This window comes from Pseudomonas sp. 2FE (genome assembly GCF_005503735.1).
In the GTDB taxonomy this organism is placed as follows: Bacteria; Pseudomonadota; Gammaproteobacteria; order Pseudomonadales; family Pseudomonadaceae; genus Aquipseudomonas.
On the sequence record NZ_SCMO01000006.1, the window covers coordinates 146,111 to 163,376 of the forward strand.

Consider the following 17,266-nt stretch of genomic DNA (forward strand, 5'->3'; position numbering starts at 1 on the left):
GTGAACCGGCCCGCGCCCGTCAAACCCGATAATTTCTTCCTGCTGATCTTCCACGCCCTGCGTCAGCGGCGCGTGCCATTGGCCCTGCGCATCGCCAGCCACAGCCTGCTGCTGGTCGCACTGGCACTGGTGATCTACGCCTTGGTCATGGGCATGCAGTTCAAGCAGGCCATGCAGCAGCAGGCCGATGCCCTGGGGCAGAGCCTGATCACGCAGACCGCCGCGTCGGCTACCGAGCTGTTGGTGTCGAATGACATCCTCAGCCTCAACGTCCTGCTCAACAACCTGGTGAAGAACCCGCTGGTGGCCCATGCGGCCATCTATAGCGTGGATAACCGCATCCTCGCCGAAGCCGGCTCGCGGCCGACCCAGGGCATGCTGGGGGAAGCCGAAGGCCTGTACTCGACGCCGGTCGCCTTTCAGGAAGTGATCGCCGGACACCTGCGCATCAGCCTGGATATGCAGCAGTTCCAGCAGCCGATGACCATCAGCCTGCAGAGCATGGGCCTGCTCAGCCTGATCCTGCTGGCGCTGACCCTGTCCTTGAGCCTGCGCCTGGGTCGGCATGTCTCCACGCCCTTGCTGCAACTGCGCCTGTGGTTGCGCGATCCGGACGACCCGGCCCCTGGCGCCGGTCGTCAGGACGAGATTGGCGACCTGGCCCGCCAGCTCCAGGCCCGCCTGGTGCCGGAGAAGCCGCAGCCCGAACCGCCGGCGGAACCTGAATACAGCGCAGCCGACTATGCCGAAGACGGCTACTCCGAAGCAGAGTATGCCGAAGAGGATGAGGACTACCTCGACGCCAAAAGCACCGAACCGGCCTTCGAGATCCGCGACCTGCGCGACCCCAGCTTCGATGCTGATGACGAATACACCGAAGCGCCGCGCCGTCTGGCCAGCGCCGAGGAGGACGACCCGTTCGCCGACCTGCGCACCCCGCAACACGACGCCACGCCGGGCCTCGCCCCCGTCAGCAGCGAGCCGCAGCAAACCGCGGTGTTGGCCATCCAATTGGGTGCCCAGGAACAATTGCGCCGCCTGCCGCGCGCCCGCCTGATGGATCTGTTGCAACGCTACCGTGGCTGCCTCAACCAGGCCGCCGCGCTCTACCAGGGCGTACTGCATACCCTGAACGATGGCAGCAGCCTGATGCTGTTCCACAGCCAGGACAGCGGCGAAGACTACCTGACCCACGCCATCTGCTGCGGCGAGCTGATGCGTGCCCTCGGCCATGCCCTGCAAATCGAAGTCGCCGACAGCGGCATCACCCTGCAGCTCCAACTCGGCCTGACCGACGGCGAAGACTTGCTCGACCTGAGCCAGGGCGAGTTGCTGCTCAGCGATACCGCCCAGGATGCCCTGGCACTCTCCCAGCACAGCCGCAACCTGCTGCTGGTCGAGCGCAGCATTGGCGATGACCCGCTGCTGCGCCAACGCGTACGCATCCGCGCCATCGCCAGCCCGGAAGGCGCCTGCTGCGTCGAACGTCTGCTGGAGCCTTACCCCTCGCTGCTGGAGCGACAACTGGCGCGCATGCACGAGCAGCCGACACGCTCCTGACCCTCCTTATCACTCATCCGCTGCCGGTGCCGGCCTTGCGCCATGCTAGCCAGCGACACGCATAAAAAAACCCGCATTCCGCGGGCTTTTTTACTGAATCGCTAGAAGCGAAACACTTCCACATCGGTTCGTACCGGCGCCGCCTTGGGTATCTGTGGCCCGCTGGGCCGAGTACGCGCCGGGGCAGCGGGCGCCACCTTGCGTGGCTCCTCGGCCGACTGCTCGGACAACGGCTGGATAGCCATCGCCAGCTGCTCCACCAAGCGGCGCAAGACCAGGCTTTGCGCACGCACCTGATCGGCGGCGGCCCCCTGATGGGGCTCCTCCAGATGGATTAAGCGGCTGTCGCGCAACTGACCGCGCTTATCCAGCAGGCGCCACTGCGCATCCAAGACCGCCGGCTGCTGCGGCCCGGAATCCAGACGGGTGATCGAGAGCACTACCTGCACATCCGGCACAAAGCCCGCTGCGCTCGGCGCCAGCACCAGACGCTGAGTGTCCAGACGCCACGCCAGTTGGCGCAACAGCAACTGATCGATATCGGCACCCAGGCTACCGGCCCAACGTGCCTCGGTGGCCGAGGTCAGGCTACCGTCCGGCTGCCGCTGCAACAGCGTCTCGCGCTGCAGATAATCGGCAACCGAGACCGGCCCCAGCAACACGGCCAACCCCTTGCTCGACGCAGGCACGCCCGGATTGCCGCTATCCAGCTGATAGAGCGTCACCGGCGGCTGGCTGACGCAACCGACCAGGCCGAGCAAGCCGCTCAGCAACAGGACCAAGGGAAAACGCGACACCATCATTCATCTCACCCAAGCGGCAGCCCGATGGCCGCCGGCAGTCAAAACGCCGTACTGAAAGGTTCCAGGACGGCCTATCATCCGTTAATCCACCGCGCGACTCCAGCCTCTCGCTGTCCGACGCGACCGGCAGCCTCGGCTCTACGCCTCGACCAACAGCCCATCGACGCGCTGGAAGCCGCGTGGCAGCTTGTTTCCGCGCCGGCCACGCTCGCCCTTGTAGTGCTCCAGATCATCCGACTTAAGCGACAAGGTGCGCTTGCCGGCTTGCAGCACCAAGGTTGCCCCGCTCGGCACTACGGCGAGATCGGTGAGGAACTCCTCACGGCTGGCCACCCGCTCGCCGGGAATGCCGATGATCTTATTGCCTTTACCTTTACCCAGCTGCGGCAGGTCGCTGACCTTGAACAGCAGCAGGCGCCCTTCGGTCGTCACTGCAGCCAGCCAATCCTCTTCACGATTGGCCACCGGCCGTGGCAGCAGCACTTTCGCGCCGTTCGGCAGGCTCAGGAGCGCCTTGCCGGCTTTGTTCTTGGCCTGCAGATCCTCGCCTTTGACGACGAAGCCGTAACCCGCATCCGAGGCGATCACATACAGCGCCTCGTCATCCGGCAGCAGCACGCACTCGAAGCTGGCGCCCGGTGGTGGGGTCAGTCGACCGGTCAGCGGTTCGCCCTGGCCACGCGCCGACGGCAACGAATGCGCCGCCAGCGAGTAGCTGCGCCCTGTGGAGTCGATAAACACCGCGTACTGGTTCGAACGGCCCGGCGCGGCGGTCTTGAAGCCGTCGCCGGCCTTGTAGGACAGCCCCGTGGCGTCGATGTCGTGACCCTTGGCGCAGCGCACCCAACCCTTCTCCGAGATCACCACGGTCACCGGCTCGGTCGGCATCAGCTCGGTTTCCGACAGTGCCTTGGCCTCGGCCCGCGCAACGATCGGCGAGCGGCGGTCATCGCCGTAAGTCTGCGCATCGGCAAGCAACTCGGTACGCACCAGCTTGCGCAGCTTGCTTTCACTGCCGAGCAGAGCCTGCAGGCGCGCCTGCTCCTTGGCCAGCTCTTCCTGCTCGCCACGGATTTTCATCTCTTCCAGTCGCGCCAACTGGCGCAAGCGGGTGTCGAGGATATAGTCGGTCTGCTCTTCGGTCAGGCCAAAGCGCTCCATCAACACCGCTCGGGGCTGATCCTCGGTGCGGATGATGTGGATCACCTCATCCAGGTTGAGGAAGGCGATCAATAAACCTTCCAACAACCGCAGGCGCTTCTCGACCTTGTCCAGGCGGAACTGCAGGCGCCGGCGCACGGTACCGATGCGGAACACCAGCCATTCGTTGAGCAGCTCACGCAGGTTCTTCACCTGCGGCTTGCCATCCAGGCCGATGATGTTGATGTTGACCCGGTAGCTGGACTCCAGCTCGGTGGTGGCGAACAGGTGCTGCATCAGCTCATCGGCATCGACGCGGTTGGAGCGCGGGATGATGACGATGCGGCACGGGTGCTCGTGATCCGACTCATCGCGCAGGTCGGCGACCATCGGCAGCTTCTTCGCCTGCATCTGCGCGGCGATCTGCTCCAGCACCTTGGCGCCGGAGACCTGGTGCGGCAGCGCGGTGATGACGATGTCGCCATCCTCGACGCGATACACCGCGCGCATGCGCACCGAGCCACGGCCGCTTTCATAGATTTTCAGCAGGTCGGCACGCGGGGTGATGACCTCGGCTTCGGTCGGATAATCCGGCCCCAGCACATGCTCGCAGAGCTGCTCGACCGTCGCATTCGGCTCATCGAGCAGGCGCACGCAGGCACTGGCGACCTCGCGCAGGTTGTGCGGCGGCACATCGGTGGCCATGCCCACGGCGATGCCGGTGGTGCCATTGAGCAGCAGGTTGGGCAGGCGTGCCGGCAGCACGGCCGGCTCATCGAGGGTGCCGTCGAAGTTCGGCACCCAGTCCGCGGTGCCCTGGCCCAGCTCGCTGAGCAGCACCTCGGAATAACGCGACAGCCGCGCCTCGGTATAACGCATGGCGGCGAAGGACTTCGGATCGTCCGGCGCCCCCCAGTTACCCTGGCCGTCGACCAGGGTGTAGCGGTAGCTGAACGGCTGTGCCATCAGCACCATGGCCTCGTAGCAGGCCGAATCGCCATGCGGGTGGAACTTGCCGAGCACGTCGCCGACGGTACGCGCCGACTTCTTGTGCTTGGAGTCGGCATCCAGGCCCAGCTCGCTCATGGCGTAGACAATGCGCCGCTGCACCGGCTTGAGGCCGTCGCCGATATGCGGCAAGGCGCGGTCCATGATCACGTACATGGAGTAGTTGAGGTAGGCCTGCTCGGTGAAGTCGGCCAGGGAGCGTCGCTCCACGCCGTCCAGGCTCAGGTCCAGGGAGTCGCTCATGCGTGCCTCATTGAGTAGTGGTCTGGCGCAGCACCAAGGTGCCGTCGCGCTGGGTGAATTCGAGTTGTTTCAGCGCACTCATGCCAAGCAGCACTTCGTCGCCGTCCATGCCGGGGGCGACCAGTGCGCGCACATCCTGCAGGACGATATCGCCCAGTTGCAGGCGCTCGAGATGGGTGCGATAGCCGTTACTCCGGCCATTCGCGGTATTTAAGGTGACCGGTGCACCGCGCTTGAGGCCGAGACGCTTGGCCAGCCCGGCCGGAATCGCCACATCGGTGGCGCCGGTATCGAGGAGGAACACCACGGTTTCGCCGTTGATCTTCCCGCTGGAAACGAAATGCCCCTGGCCGTTACCGAGCAGCCGCACCTCGATATAGCCAGCACCCTGGGACGAGCTCGGCAACTGGTTGGGATTGTGCTGCTCGTCCTCCCACTGGCCAAAGAACCGCGTGGCCAGCAACAGGCCGGCACCCCAGGCCAGCACCAGCATCACCCGCCCGGCACGCCGACCGACGGTTTGCGCAGTCATGGCGCAGCGCCCCAACCGCCGGCGGGGGCGGCGAAACGCCAGACGATCGGCCGGGTCTCGCCATCGCCACGTGCCTTGCCGCCATTATCCACGCCGATCCAGGCGCCTTGCGCATCGACCCACAGCGCTTCGGCCGCACCATAGGGCTGGCTGTAGCGGCGCGCGTCCGTCAGCGCCGCACTGGCGAACGACCAGCAGCGCTCGACCTCGCCAGTCTCCAACTTGCGCCGGCAGATGCGCTGCGTCAGGCGCTCCAGGGTAAACAGCCGGTTCTGCAATAGCGCGACATCGGCGAAGTCGCGGCCCCGCGGCTGGCTGCCGAGCTGCGCCGGCGGCAGCTCTTTACCGCCCTCGACCAGCAGAACGCAACCGCCGCTGCAGCGCCAGCTCGACTGCTGTTGGTGCAACACCAGCAAGCCACGGCGCTCGCGCTCGGCGGCCAGCCACAGACGCTCACCCGCCGGATCGACGGCCACACCCTCGAACTGCGCATTGAAATGCAGCAACATGCCACTGGCGCGCGCCTGCCGCACCAGGCCGAGAGGCAGGTTCAACCAGCTCCCCGCACCGGCCGGCGAGACTTGCAGCACGCCGGCGTGGGCCTCGCTAAGCAGATAACGATTGCCTTTGGCGTCGCAGCTCAGGCCTTCGAAGTCCAGGGCTCCGCCACGCACCAGGCTGGCCACCCAGATGCGCATGCGCAGCCCCCAGGGTAGGCCACTGTCCGGCGGCGCCGGGGCCTGGAACAGCTCGGCTTCGGCGTGCCATACGCCAGCCTCGGCAGTGAGTCGGTACAGCCGGTCATCCTCGCGGTCGGAAACCGCCCACAGCGCATCGCCGCACCAGGCCAGCCCGGACAAATTACCGCCGAGCATGCCCTCGACCGGCTGCTCCGCCAGCAGTTGCAACTCTTCAAGTGGTTGCAACGCTTCCCGCGGTTGCGCCAGTGCCGATGTCGCCATCAGCAGCAGCGCCGCGAACAGTGTCCGCATTAAGCCAGGACCTCGGCCAGGTCGCCCTTGGACTCCAGCCAGCTCTTGCGATCACCGGCGCGCTTCTTCGCCAGCAGCATGTCCATCAGCTCCTGGGTGGCGTCGAAATCCTCCAGGGTCAACTGCACCAAACGGCGGGTGTTGGGGTCCATGGTGGTCTCGCGTAGCTGCGGCGGGTTCATTTCACCGAGGCCTTTGAACCGCGTGACTTGTGGCTTGCCGCGCTTCTTCTCGGCCACCAGGCGGTCGAGAATGCCGTCGCGTTCGCCTTCGTCGAGGGCGTAGAAAATCTCCTTGCCCAGGTCGATGCGGTACAGCGGCGGCATCGCCACATACACGTGGCCGGCATCCACCAGCGGACGGAAGTGCCGCACGAACAAGGCGCAGAGCAAGGTGGCGATGTGCAGGCCGTCGGAGTCGGCGTCGGCGAGGATGCAGATCTTGCCGTAGCGCAGCTGAGTCAGGTCGGCCGCGCCCGGGTCGACGCCGATCGCCACGGCGATGTTGTGCACTTCCTGGCTGGCCAGCACTTCGCCGCCATCGACTTCCCAGGTGTTCAGAATTTTGCCGCGCAACGGCAGGATCGCCTGAAACTCTTTATCGCGCGCTTGCTTGGCCGAGCCACCGGCGGAGTCGCCTTCGACCAGGAACAGCTCGGAACGCATCGGATCCTGGCCGGCGCAATCTGCCAGCTTGCCGGGCAAGGCCGGGCCCTGAGTGATGCGTTTGCGCTCGACCTTCTTGCCGGCCTTGAGGCGACGGCCGGCGTTGTTGATCGCCAGCTCGGCCAGTTGCAGCCCCAACTCCGGGTGCTGGTTGAGCCACAGGCTGAAGGAGTCTTTGACCACCCCGGAGACGAACGCCGCCGCCTCACGCGAGGACAGCCGTTCCTTGGTCTGCCCGGAGAATTGCGGCTCCTGCATTTTCATCGAGAGGACGAAGGCGATTCGCTCCCAGACGTCTTCCGGTGCCAGCTTGACCCCGCGCGGTAGCAGGCTGCGGAACTCGCAGAACTCGCGCATCGCGTCGAGCAGGCCTTGGCGCAGGCCGTTGACGTGGGTGCCGCCCTGGGCCGTGGGGATCAGGTTAACGTAGCTTTCCTGCACGCTCTCGCCGCCTTCCGGCAGCCACAGCAGCGCCCAATCCACCGCCTCCTTGTTACCGGCGAGGTTGCCGCAGAACGGCTCAGCGGGCAGCCGCTCGACTTCAGTGACCGCATCCACCAGATAGGAGCGCAGACCGTCTTCGTAGTACCACTCGACGCGCTCGCCGCTGGCCTTGTCCTCGAAACTGACCGCCAGGCCCGGGCAGAGCACGGCCTTGGCCTTGAGCACATGCTTGAGACGGCTGACGGAGAACTTCTGGGTGTCGAAATACTTGGGGTCCGGCCAGAAATGCACGCTGGTGCCGGTGTTGCGCTTGCCGACAGTGCCGATCACCTCCAGCTCGCTGGCCTTGAAGCCGTCGGCGAAGCACATGCGGTATTCGTTACCGTCGCGTTTGACCCGCACCTCGACGCCGGTCGACAACGCGTTGACCACTGAGATGCCGACGCCGTGCAGACCGCCGGAGAACTGGTAGTTCTTGTTGGAGAACTTACCGCCGGCGTGCAGCTTGGTGAGGATCAGCTCGACGCCTGACACCCCCTCTTCCGGGTGAATGTCCACCGGCATGCCGCGACCGTCGTCGCTGACTTCCAGCGAGTTGTCCTCATGCAGAATCACCTGCACCGATTTTGCATGGCCGGCCAGGGCTTCGTCGACGCTGTTGTCGATGACTTCCTGGGCCAGATGGTTGGGCCGGCTGGTGTCGGTGTACATGCCCGGGCGCTTGCGCACCGGGTCGAGGCCGGAGAGGACTTCGATGGCGTCTGCGTTATAGGAGCTTGCTCCGTTCTGGGCCATGGGGTCTCACATCGTCAGTCGTTAAAGGTCGGAAAAATCGAAATCGCGCCAGTTGGCGGAGGCAAAACCGGCGAAAGCCAGTAGCGCGGGCAAGCGGCGGGCAAAACCCTGAAAACCATGATCGCCACCGGCCTGGATATGCAGCGCACAACCGCGGTAGTAAGCCTCGGCCTGGCGGTAATCGAGAGTCTCGTCGGCGGTCTGCAGCCACACCTGATAACGCGCAGGGTCATTTGGCGGCGGCACTTCCAGCTCGGCCAGAGCCGCCACGTGATCGGCCGTCAGCTCCCAGCTCTCGCCGCTGTAATAATTCTGTTGCGTGCCGAGGTGGCCCTCGAACAAGCGGTGCGGGCAGACCGCCGGGTTGATCAGTACGGCCTTCAGGCCATGCCGCTCGGCCAAGTGGGTCGCATAGTAGCCGCCAAGGGAGCTGCCGACCAGCACCGGCCGGCCTAGCTCGGCTATGGCCGCCTCAAGCTGCTGGATGGCTTGTCGCGGGTGATGGTGCAGGGCCGGCACGCGCAGCTGTCCGGCCCACCCCAGGCGCTCCATCACTTGCAGTAATTGGCGGGCCTTGAGCGAAGCCGGCGAACTGTTGAGGCCGTGGATATAGAGAAGGGAGGGGGTTTCCGTGAGCACGCGGACGATTCCTAAACCGTTTGCCGCGCACTTTAGCAAAGCCTCGCGAGCCTTGGTCAGCCAACTTTAATAACGCGAGATGAGCAAACCCAGGCAATCGGCTCAATAACCTTTGACGCTGTAGTCCACCACGAAGGGAATACCGGTAACCCGCGATACACCGGTTTCCAGCCGGCCATCGGCATGCAGGCGCAGCCAACGATAGCCCGGCGCCTCCTGGTCGACCTGAAACTCCTCGCTACCTGGGGCGAACTGCACGCAGGTCGACGGCGAGGCGAGCAAACGCACGCCGTTACGCAGTTGGTCGAACTCCTGGTGGATATGCCCCCAGAGCAACGCCCGCACCTGCGGGAAGCGATCTAGCACGGCGAACAATTCATCGGGGTTGCGCAGCCCGATCGGCTCCATCCAGCGGCAGCCTATCGACACCGGATGGTGATGCAGGCAGATCAAATGGTGGCGTTCGGGGGCTTCGCTCAACGCCCGCGCAAGCAGGCTGAGTTGCTGCTCATCCAGATAACCAGGCACCGCACCGGGGATGGATGAGTCGAGCACGGTGATCCGCCAGCCGCCGAGATCCACCACCGGCTCCAACAGTTCACTCTCGACACTGGCGCTGCGCATGGCTGACAGATCATCGTGATTGCCCGGAAACCAGCGTGCAGGGGCCGCAATCACCGAGGTCAGTTGGCGAAAGCGCACATAGGACTCCAGCGAACCGTCTTGCGAGAGATCCCCGCTGGCCAGCATCAGGTCAATCTGCGGCTGTTCTTCGAGCACCCGCTCAATCACCCGCTGCAGGCTGTCCTGGGTGTCCATGCCGAGCAGTTTGCCGTGCGCGCCGGCAAACAGGTGGCTATCGGATAACTGCACCAGCAGCACTGAGGAATCAGCAGCGAGAGTGGACGAGCTCGGCAAGGGCCGTCTCCTTGAGCGGGATCGCTGGAATTATGGTGGCCCAAGCGGGTAATGGTAAAGCCGCGTTGTGGGCATAGATCACAGTTAGCAATCGGCACCGGCTGACTTTGCTAGCGCACCGGCTCCAATTCGTGGCCACAGGCCAGGCAATGGCTCAGCCACTCGCCGAGAAACAGGTTGAGCTGGGTCTTCTCATCCGGCTGGTGCATCGCCGCATTCGGGTAGGGGTAAATGCTGCGAAAACGCCGCGCATTCTCCGCACCGATCACTTCCGCCATGCGTGCATCGTGGTAGACCCGCACTTCCAGCTGCGGCACCGGCAGCCAGGGCAGGCTATGTTCCTGGCGCACTTGCAGGGTGGTGGTGTAGGGGCAGGCCTCCAACACGTCCAGCGCCAGCACACCGAGCAGGCGCTCGCCCTGACTCAAGGCCACCCGGCGCGAGCCTGGCTCGTCACGCATCGCCGGCAACAGGCGCATCAGCCGCGCGTAGTTGGCCGCACAAGCGGCTTGCAGCTCGATCAGGTCGACCCGGTAACGCTCACGCAGCAGGTTCACACCCACAGTCCCCTCACTTCGGCACGATTGAGTGCCAGCCATTGCAACGCAATGATGCTCGCCGCGTTGTCGATACGCCCATCGCGTACCGCCGCCAAGGCGTCCTCCAGCGGCAAGACATGCACGCGAATGTCCTCCCCCTCCTCGGCCAGCCCGTGCACGCCACCGGCCCCCGCACTGTCGCAGCGCCCGACAAACAGGTGGACCCGCTCGTCCGAACCGCCCGGCGACGGGTAATACTGGCTGATCGGCCACAACGCGCCAAGGGTCAAGTCGGCTTCCTCTACGGCTTCGCGGCGGGCCACGTCTTCCGGCTCTTCATCCTGCTCGATCAAGCCGGCCACCAACTCCAGCAGCCAGGGGTTCGGGCTCTTATCCAGGGCGCCGATGCGGAATTGCTCGATCAGCACCACGCAATCGCGCTGTGGGTCGTAGGGCAACACGCAGACCGCATCATGCCGCACGAACAGCTCGCGACTGATCTGCGGACCCATGCCGCCCGCGAACAGACGATGACGCAAATGCACACGATCGAGCTGGTAGAAACCGCGGAAACAATTTTCCCGTTCGACGATTTCGACCGCCTCTGGGCCTGGGATAAAAGTGCCGCTCATCGGTTCCCCACTCCTGACTGGTTCGAGCCTGAAAAGTCCTTGGCTTCACGTCATCCTAGCGCGCCTATTCAACCACCGCAGCCCCTTTCAAGATTGCCCTTGGGCTGCCAGGATATCCGGCCCATTCACTTAGCCTAGCGGCGAACTCGGCTCGCCACCGACAGTCGAACCCCGACTTTCATTGAAAACCCGGAACCGCCAAGGAATGCCATGCACCTGCTGAAAATCACCCTATTCGCCGCCCTGGCGCTCACTTTAGGCGGCTGCCAGAGCCTGTTCCAGGCAGCCCCTAACGCGCCTATCAACGCCGAGCGCTCGGCCTGGGAACACAGCCAGGCCGGCTGCCAGGGTGACGACTGCCCGCTGGTCAACATCGACACCCTGAGCTTCGCCGCAGAACCCGCGCTCGACAGCCTGATCGAGCATGAGCTGCTGGACATGACCGGCAACGCCCCGGACGCCCAGCTGCCCGCCTCGCTAAAAGCCTACGAACAGGCCTTTCTCCGCTCCGCGGAGCCCGGCTGGAGCAGCTATTTGCAGGCGAAAGTCCGCGAGCAGCATGACGGCCTGGTGATCATCGAGCTGTCCAGCTACCTGTCCACCGGCGACGCCCACGGCATGCCCGGGCGACGTTTTATCAATTACGACCGCAAGCTGCACAGGGCGCTAACCCTGCAGGACATGCTCTTGCCTGGCCAGGAGCAGGCCTTCTGGCAAGCCGCACAGCTGGCGCACCAGGGCTGGCTGGTGGCGAACCAGCTCGACCAAGACCCCGAATTCGTCAAGAGTTGGCCGTTTCAACCGACCGCGAACGTGGCCCTGACCTTCGGCGCGGTGACCCTCAAGTACGAGGTCTACAGCATCGGCCCGTACGCGTCCGGCCATCCCGAGCTGAAGATCCCCTACCCGCGCCTCAACGGCATTCTCAAGCCGCAGTATTTCCCCGGTCGGGGCTGAGCGACTTACTCTTTCGGGCGGATAGATAACCGTAGGAGCGCCCAACTCAGTGGCGGCTATTGGCTTACGACGAATAAGCCGCTTTGCGCACGCCCATGCTCCCCAGACCGAACTGCAACACGCCGGCCAGCACCAGGGCCGGCAAGGTCGCACCGACGTCCGGATAGAAATGTGCCAGCAGGTGATACATCGCCACGCCGCCGGCCCAGGCCGAGAGCGCCGCCCAGCGCAACCCGGCAGGCGCCGTGAGGCTGGCGCGGCGGCGCAGGATGAAGTGATCGACCAGCACCACACCAAACAGCGGCGCGAACACCGAGCCGATCAGCAGCAGAAAGTTCTGGTATTGCGCCAGCGGCGCGAACCAGGCGATCGAGGTGCAGAGCGCACCTATGATCAGCGCCAGGCGCTCCACCGACAGCGGCAACAGGATAGCGGTGGAGACCGCCGCCGAATGGATATCGGCGAAGGCTTTTTCCGACTCATCGAGCAGAATCAGCAGCAGCGGAATCCCCATCCCCGCCCCAGCCAGGGCCAGTAGCAGGGTATTGACGTCACCGCTCGCGGCGAACGCCAGGGTGTAGGCCACGCCCAGGCTCATCAACCAGAAGTTGCCGAGGAAGAAACCCAGCACTGTGCCGCCGAACACGCCGCCGGCACGTTTGCCGAAGCGCGAGTAATCGGCGATCAACGGCAGCCAGGACAGCGGCATGGCGATCGCGATATCGAAGCCCAGGGCGAACGGCAGCGAAGCATCGCCAGTTCGTGCCCACAGCGCCGGCAGATCGGCCTGCGCCAACAGATTCCAGGTCAACCAGACGCAGGCGGCGAGCAGCAACCAGATCCCCCAGCGGCGCAGCACCCGACGAACGAAGGCCAGTGGCCCGCTGACCGCCAGCAAGGTCGCCAGCGCGCCGAAGACCAGCGTCCACAGCGTGGGATTGGCCCACTGGCTTTCGGCACCAAAGTTGCGCGAGCCGAGCAAACTGGCGGCATCGCGCATGACGATGATTTCGAAGGCACCCCAGCCAACCAGCTGCAACAGGTTCAGCAATGCCGGCAAGGCGGCACCGCGGTTACCCAAACTGAGCTTGAGCGCCGCCATCGAGGCCAGGCCGGTATCGCTACCTATTACCCCGACCGCGGCCAGCAGCAGCACGCCGACGGCGCTGCCGAGCAGAATCGCCAGCAGCGCGCCGGCCATGCCCAGCCCCGGTGCCAGCAGGGCGCCGGTCTGCAGCACCATCAGGCCGATGCCGAGGGAGAACCACAGGGAAAACAGATCACGCAGGCCAAAGACCCGCCGCGTGAGCGGAACCGCAATGGAGGGTGCGTAAGTACTGAGAGGAGCGCTATTCACGATGGCGTACTGCCTAAAAGTGATAAATAGAACAGCCCCTCACTTGCGTGAAGGGCTGATGCTCAGCAGACCTTGAACAGGCTCTGGGCGCTACACCTGTTTGTGATCGTTCCCACGCTCCGGCGTGGGAACGATCTTATGGGTCAAACCTTCTTGTACAACTGGCTACCTTCCTGGCGGAACCGTTCGGCCTGCTCGCGCAAGCCATCCTCGACCGCCACATCGACGGCTTCGATACGCTGGTTGGCCGCGTATTCACGGACTTCCTGGGTGATCTTCATCGAACAGAACTTCGGCCCGCACATGGAGCAGAAGTGCGCGACCTTGGCCGAGTCCTTCGGCAGGGTTTCATCGTGATAAGCGCGCGCGGTGTCCGGGTCGAGGCCGAGGTTGAACTGGTCTTCCCAGCGGAACTCGAAGCGCGCCTTGGACAGCGCATTGTCACGGATCTGCGCACCCGGATGGCCCTTGGCGAGGTCGGCGGCATGGGCGGCGATCTTGTAGGTGATGATCCCGGTCTTCACATCATCCTTGTTCGGCAGGCCGAGGTGCTCCTTGGGCGTCACGTAGCAAAGCATGGCGCAACCGAACCAGCCGATCATCGCCGCCCCTATGCCGGAGGTGATGTGGTCGTAACCGGGCGCGATATCGGTGGTCAGCGGGCCGAGGGTGTAGAACGGCGCCTCGTCGCAGCATTCCAGCTGCTTGTCCATGTTCTCCTTGATCAACTGCATCGGCACGTGGCCGGGGCCTTCGATCATGGTCTGCACGTCGTGCTTCCAGGCGATCTTGGTCAGCTCGCCGAGGGTTTCCAGTTCGCCGAATTGCGCCGCGTCGTTGGCGTCGGCAATCGAGCCCGGGCGCAGGCCATCGCCCAGCGAGAAGCTGACGTCGTAGGCCTTCATGATTTCGCAGATGTCTTCGAAATGGGTGTAGAGGAAGTTCTCTTTATGGTGCGCCAGGCACCACTTGGCCATGATCGAACCGCCACGGGAGACGATGCCGGTGACGCGTTTGGCGGTCAGCGGCACATAGCGCAGCAAGACGCCGGCGTGGATGGTGAAGTAGTCCACGCCCTGCTCGGCCTGCTCGATCAGGGTGTCGCGGAACAGCTCCCAGGTCAGGTCCTCGGCGGCGCCACCGACCTTTTCCAGTGCCTGATAGATCGGCACTGTGCCGATCGGCACCGGCGAGTTGCGGATGATCCACTCGCGGGTCTCGTGGATGTGTTTGCCGGTCGACAGGTCCATCACAGTGTCCGAGCCCCAGCGGATGCCCCAGGTCAGCTTGGCCACTTCTTCCTCGATGGAGGAGCCGAGGGCGCTGTTGCCGATGTTGCCGTTGATCTTCACCAGGAAGTTGCGGCCGATGATCATCGGCTCCAGCTCCACGTGGTTGATGTTGGCCGGGATGATGGCGCGGCCGCGGGCGATCTCCTCGCGGACGAACTCGGCGGTGATCTCCTTCGGAATGCTGGCGCCGAAGCTATGGCCGACATGCTGCTGATCGAGCAGACCGGCGGCGCGGGCTTCCTGCAGCTTCATGTTTTCGCGGATCGCGACGAACTCCATCTCCGGCGTGATGATGCCTTGGCGGGCGTAATGCATCTGGCTGACGTTGGCGCCGGCGCGGGCCTTGCGCGGGTTGCGCACATGGGCGAAGCGCATGGCGGTCAGCTCGGGATTGCTCAGACGCTCCTGGCCGAAGTGCGAACTCAGGCCGGCAAGCCGCTCGGTATCGCCACGCGCCTCGATCCACGCTGAACGGATATCCGCCAGGCCCTTGCGCACATCGATCTGCACGGCCGGGTCGGTGTAGGGGCCGGAGGTGTCGTAGACCAGGACCGGGGCATTGATCTCGCCGCCGAAGTCGGTCGGCGTGACGTCCAGGCTGATCTCGCGCATCGGCACCAGGATGTCCGGGCGCGAGCCTTCGACGTAGATCTTCTGCGAGCGCGTGAAGGGTTGTACCGATTGCTGGTCGACCTGAGCGCTTTCGCTCAAGTTCTTTTGTTGTTGTACCGTCATCATGGCTCTCCAAACATCATCCAGGGCGAGGATTGTCGGAGCGAGCCTGATCGGGCGGGGGCGTTGGCGCACCAGGGCTGGTGCTAGAGGACTCGCCGGGGAGGCGAGAAATCTTGTTCCCTACGCAGGCGCTAACCTGATCAGGTTCAACGGAATCCGGAATTATCCGATCTCAGCCTTCAACTCAAGGCACCCCGACAAGAACCTGGCCAGTCTAATCAAGCCGCGCCGAGAAAACCAACCCACAAGTCAAAAAACCCTGACCAGCCCGTCGGAAAGTGACGCGCGATAACGGCGCAGCCGATTGTTCCCGCGGCGCAACATAGCTTGTTGCAAACTACACTCACGCCGCTATCTGCGCGCTTGACCCCCTTGACGGCGCCCCTTAGCCTTGCCTATCACCGCCCCCATCACCATCCCACAGGGGCCAAACAATTAGGATGATTAGCATGCTGCGCAGACTCTCACTGGCACTCGCCGTGGCCTCCGCTTCCAGCGGACTGGCCTGGGCAGAGGAAGCCCCCCTGTCAGCCAAGACCGACCTGGTCAGCGTCTACCAAGAAGCCGTGAACAATAACGCCGATCTGGCCGCCGCTCGGGCCGATTACCAGGCGCGTAAAGAAGTGGTGCCGCAAGCCCGCTCTGGCCTGCTACCGAACCTGTCTGCCGGCGCCGACTTGAGCGACACCCGCACCCAACTGGATCAGCCGTCCAGCACGGCCAACCGCAGCGGCACGGTGTATCAAGCCACCCTGAGCCAGCCGATTTTCCGCGCCGATCGCTGGTTCCAGCTGCAAGCCGCCGAGGCCACCAACGAGCAGGCGGCTCTGGAGCTGTCGGCCACCGAACAGAACCTGATTCTGCAGAGCGCCGAAACCTACTTCTCCGTACTCCGTGCCCAGGACACCCTGGCCTCGACCAAGGCCGAGGAAGCGGCCTTCAAGCGCCAACTGGATCAAGCCAACGAGCGCTTCGATGTCGGCCTGTCGGACAAGACCGACGTCCTCGAAGCCCAGGCCAGTTACGACACCGCACGGGCCAACCGCATCCTCGCGCAACGCGCGGTGGATGATGCGTTCCAGGCCCTGGTCACCCTGACCAACCGCGACTACAACGCCGTCGAGGGGATCAAACACACCCTGCCGGTGCTGGCGCCGACGCCGAATGATGCCAAGGCCTGGGTCGATACCGCGGCGCAGCAGAACCTCAACCTGCAAGCCAGCAACTATGCGGTCGATGCCGCCGAAGAGACCTTGCGCCAGCGCAAGGCCGGCCACGCGCCGACCCTGGATGCGGTCGCGCAATACCAGCGCGGCGACAATGACAGCCTCGGCTTCAGCAACACTGAGAATACGCTGCCGGGTCAGGAACCCTTCGGCGGCGACGTGGAGCAACGCAGCATCGGCCTGCAGCTGAACATCCCGATCTACAGCGGCGGGCTGACCAGCTCCCAGGTGCGCGAGTCCTATCAGCGCCTGAACCAGGCCGAGCAACTGCGCGAAAGCCTGCGCCGGCAGGTGGTCGAGAGCACCCGCAACCTGCACCGTGCCGTCAATAGCGACGTGGAAACCGTCCAGGCCCGTAAGCAGTCGATCATCTCCAACCAGAGCGCCCTGGAAGCCACGGAAATCGGCTATCAGGTCGGTACGCGGAACATCGTCGACGTGCTCGACGCCCAGCGTCAGCTCTACAGCTCGGTGCGCAACTACAACGACGCGCGTTACGACTACATCCTCGACAACCTGCGCCTGAAACAAGCCGCCGGCACTCTCAGCCCGGCAGACCTGGAAGCCCTGGCGCGCTTCCTCAAGGCCGATTACAACCCGGACCAGGACTTCCTGCCGCCGGACTTGGCCAAAGCCGCCGAAACCAACCTGCGCTCCAACCCGGAATATTGAGTTAGCACCACGCGCAGGGCGGACTCAGGAGCGCAGCGAACAGTCCGCCGCCTGCAATGGCATACTGCTGCGCGAGTACGCCCTACCGCTGCAGGGCTTCGCTGAGCTCAGCCCAAG

At 64.4% G+C, this 17,266-nt stretch carries 14 protein-coding genes and 1 riboswitch; of the genes, 3 read left to right on the forward strand and 11 right to left on the reverse strand.

Annotated elements, in window-relative coordinates; all coding sequences use genetic code 11:
* Positions 1 to 1,560: an AhpA/YtjB family protein gene (locus tag FFS12_RS12280; RefSeq protein WP_137887073.1), complete on the forward strand. Its 1,560-nt coding sequence runs from the start codon at positions 1 to 3 to the stop codon at positions 1,558 to 1,560.
* Positions 1,561 to 1,661: 101 nt separating this feature from the next.
* Here FFS12_RS12280 and FFS12_RS12285 read toward each other — a convergent pair whose 3' ends face one another.
* The 9 genes from FFS12_RS12285 to nudF all read right to left on the reverse strand — a co-directional run bounded on the left by FFS12_RS12285 (position 1,662) and on the right by nudF (position 10,910).
* Entirely contained in the window at positions 1,662 to 2,363 is a 702-nt protein-coding gene (locus FFS12_RS12285; protein ID WP_137887074.1) for a membrane integrity-associated transporter subunit PqiC, read from the reverse strand.
* 138 nt (positions 2,364 to 2,501) lie between these two features.
* On the reverse strand, positions 2,502 to 4,754 hold the full coding sequence (gene parC, locus FFS12_RS12290) for a DNA topoisomerase IV subunit A (RefSeq protein ID WP_137887075.1): 2,253 nt from the start codon (positions 4,752 to 4,754) through the stop codon (positions 2,502 to 2,504).
* Between the two features lie 7 nt (positions 4,755 to 4,761).
* Positions 4,762 to 5,286 carry a TIGR02281 family clan AA aspartic protease gene (locus FFS12_RS12295; protein ID WP_137887076.1) on the reverse strand — a complete coding sequence of 175 codons (525 nt, stop codon included), beginning with the start codon at positions 5,284 to 5,286 and terminating at the stop codon, positions 4,762 to 4,764.
* Positions 5,283 to 6,278 (reverse strand): esterase-like activity of phytase family protein, encoded by a 996-nt coding sequence (locus tag FFS12_RS12300; RefSeq protein WP_137887077.1) that lies wholly within the window; start codon positions 6,276 to 6,278, stop codon positions 5,283 to 5,285. The genes FFS12_RS12295 and FFS12_RS12300 overlap by 4 nt, the downstream gene beginning before the upstream one ends.
* The gene (parE, locus tag FFS12_RS12305; RefSeq protein WP_137887078.1) at positions 6,278 to 8,182 is read right to left on the reverse strand and encodes a DNA topoisomerase IV subunit B; all 1,905 of its coding nucleotides are present in this window, start codon (positions 8,180 to 8,182) and stop codon (positions 6,278 to 6,280) included. Before parE ends, FFS12_RS12300 begins: the two co-directional genes overlap by 1 nt.
* Positions 8,183 to 8,203: 21 nt before the next feature.
* Positions 8,204 to 8,821 (reverse strand): YqiA/YcfP family alpha/beta fold hydrolase, encoded by a 618-nt coding sequence (locus FFS12_RS12310; protein ID WP_137887079.1) that lies wholly within the window; start codon positions 8,819 to 8,821, stop codon positions 8,204 to 8,206.
* 102 nt (positions 8,822 to 8,923) lie between these two features.
* A complete protein-coding gene (gene cpdA / locus FFS12_RS12315; RefSeq protein WP_137887080.1) occupies positions 8,924 to 9,739 on the reverse strand; it encodes a 3',5'-cyclic-AMP phosphodiesterase in 816 nt (271 codons plus the stop codon).
* A 110-nt stretch (positions 9,740 to 9,849) separates the two neighbouring features.
* Positions 9,850 to 10,302 (reverse strand): DUF1249 domain-containing protein, encoded by a 453-nt coding sequence (locus FFS12_RS12320; RefSeq protein ID WP_137887081.1) that lies wholly within the window; start codon positions 10,300 to 10,302, stop codon positions 9,850 to 9,852.
* The gene (gene nudF / locus FFS12_RS12325) at positions 10,293 to 10,910 is read right to left on the reverse strand and encodes an ADP-ribose diphosphatase (RefSeq protein ID WP_137887082.1); all 618 of its coding nucleotides are present in this window, start codon (positions 10,908 to 10,910) and stop codon (positions 10,293 to 10,295) included. The genes FFS12_RS12320 and nudF overlap by 10 nt, the downstream gene beginning before the upstream one ends.
* A 210-nt stretch (positions 10,911 to 11,120) precedes the next feature.
* On the opposite strand from nudF, the gene FFS12_RS12330 reads away from it, so the two are divergent.
* Positions 11,121 to 11,867: an RsiV family protein gene (locus FFS12_RS12330; protein ID WP_137887083.1), complete on the forward strand. Its 747-nt coding sequence runs from the start codon at positions 11,121 to 11,123 to the stop codon at positions 11,865 to 11,867.
* A gap of 64 nt (positions 11,868 to 11,931) precedes the next feature.
* On the opposite strand, the gene cytX is transcribed toward FFS12_RS12330, so the two are convergent.
* Positions 11,932 to 13,224, reverse strand: coding sequence for a putative hydroxymethylpyrimidine transporter CytX (gene cytX / locus FFS12_RS12335; protein WP_137887084.1), 1,293 nt, complete (start codon positions 13,222 to 13,224; stop codon positions 11,932 to 11,934).
* A 143-nt stretch (positions 13,225 to 13,367) separates the two neighbouring features.
* The gene (gene thiC, locus FFS12_RS12340; RefSeq protein WP_137887085.1) at positions 13,368 to 15,251 is read right to left on the reverse strand and encodes a phosphomethylpyrimidine synthase ThiC; all 1,884 of its coding nucleotides are present in this window, start codon (positions 15,249 to 15,251) and stop codon (positions 13,368 to 13,370) included.
* Positions 15,252 to 15,351: 100 nt separating this feature from the next.
* Positions 15,352 to 15,458, reverse strand: a riboswitch (TPP riboswitch).
* A gap of 242 nt (positions 15,459 to 15,700) precedes the next feature.
* Here thiC and FFS12_RS12345 point away from each other — a divergent pair.
* The gene (locus tag FFS12_RS12345) at positions 15,701 to 17,149 is read left to right on the forward strand and encodes a TolC family outer membrane protein (protein ID WP_137887086.1); all 1,449 of its coding nucleotides are present in this window, start codon (positions 15,701 to 15,703) and stop codon (positions 17,147 to 17,149) included.
* Positions 17,150 to 17,266 lie beyond the last annotated feature (117 nt).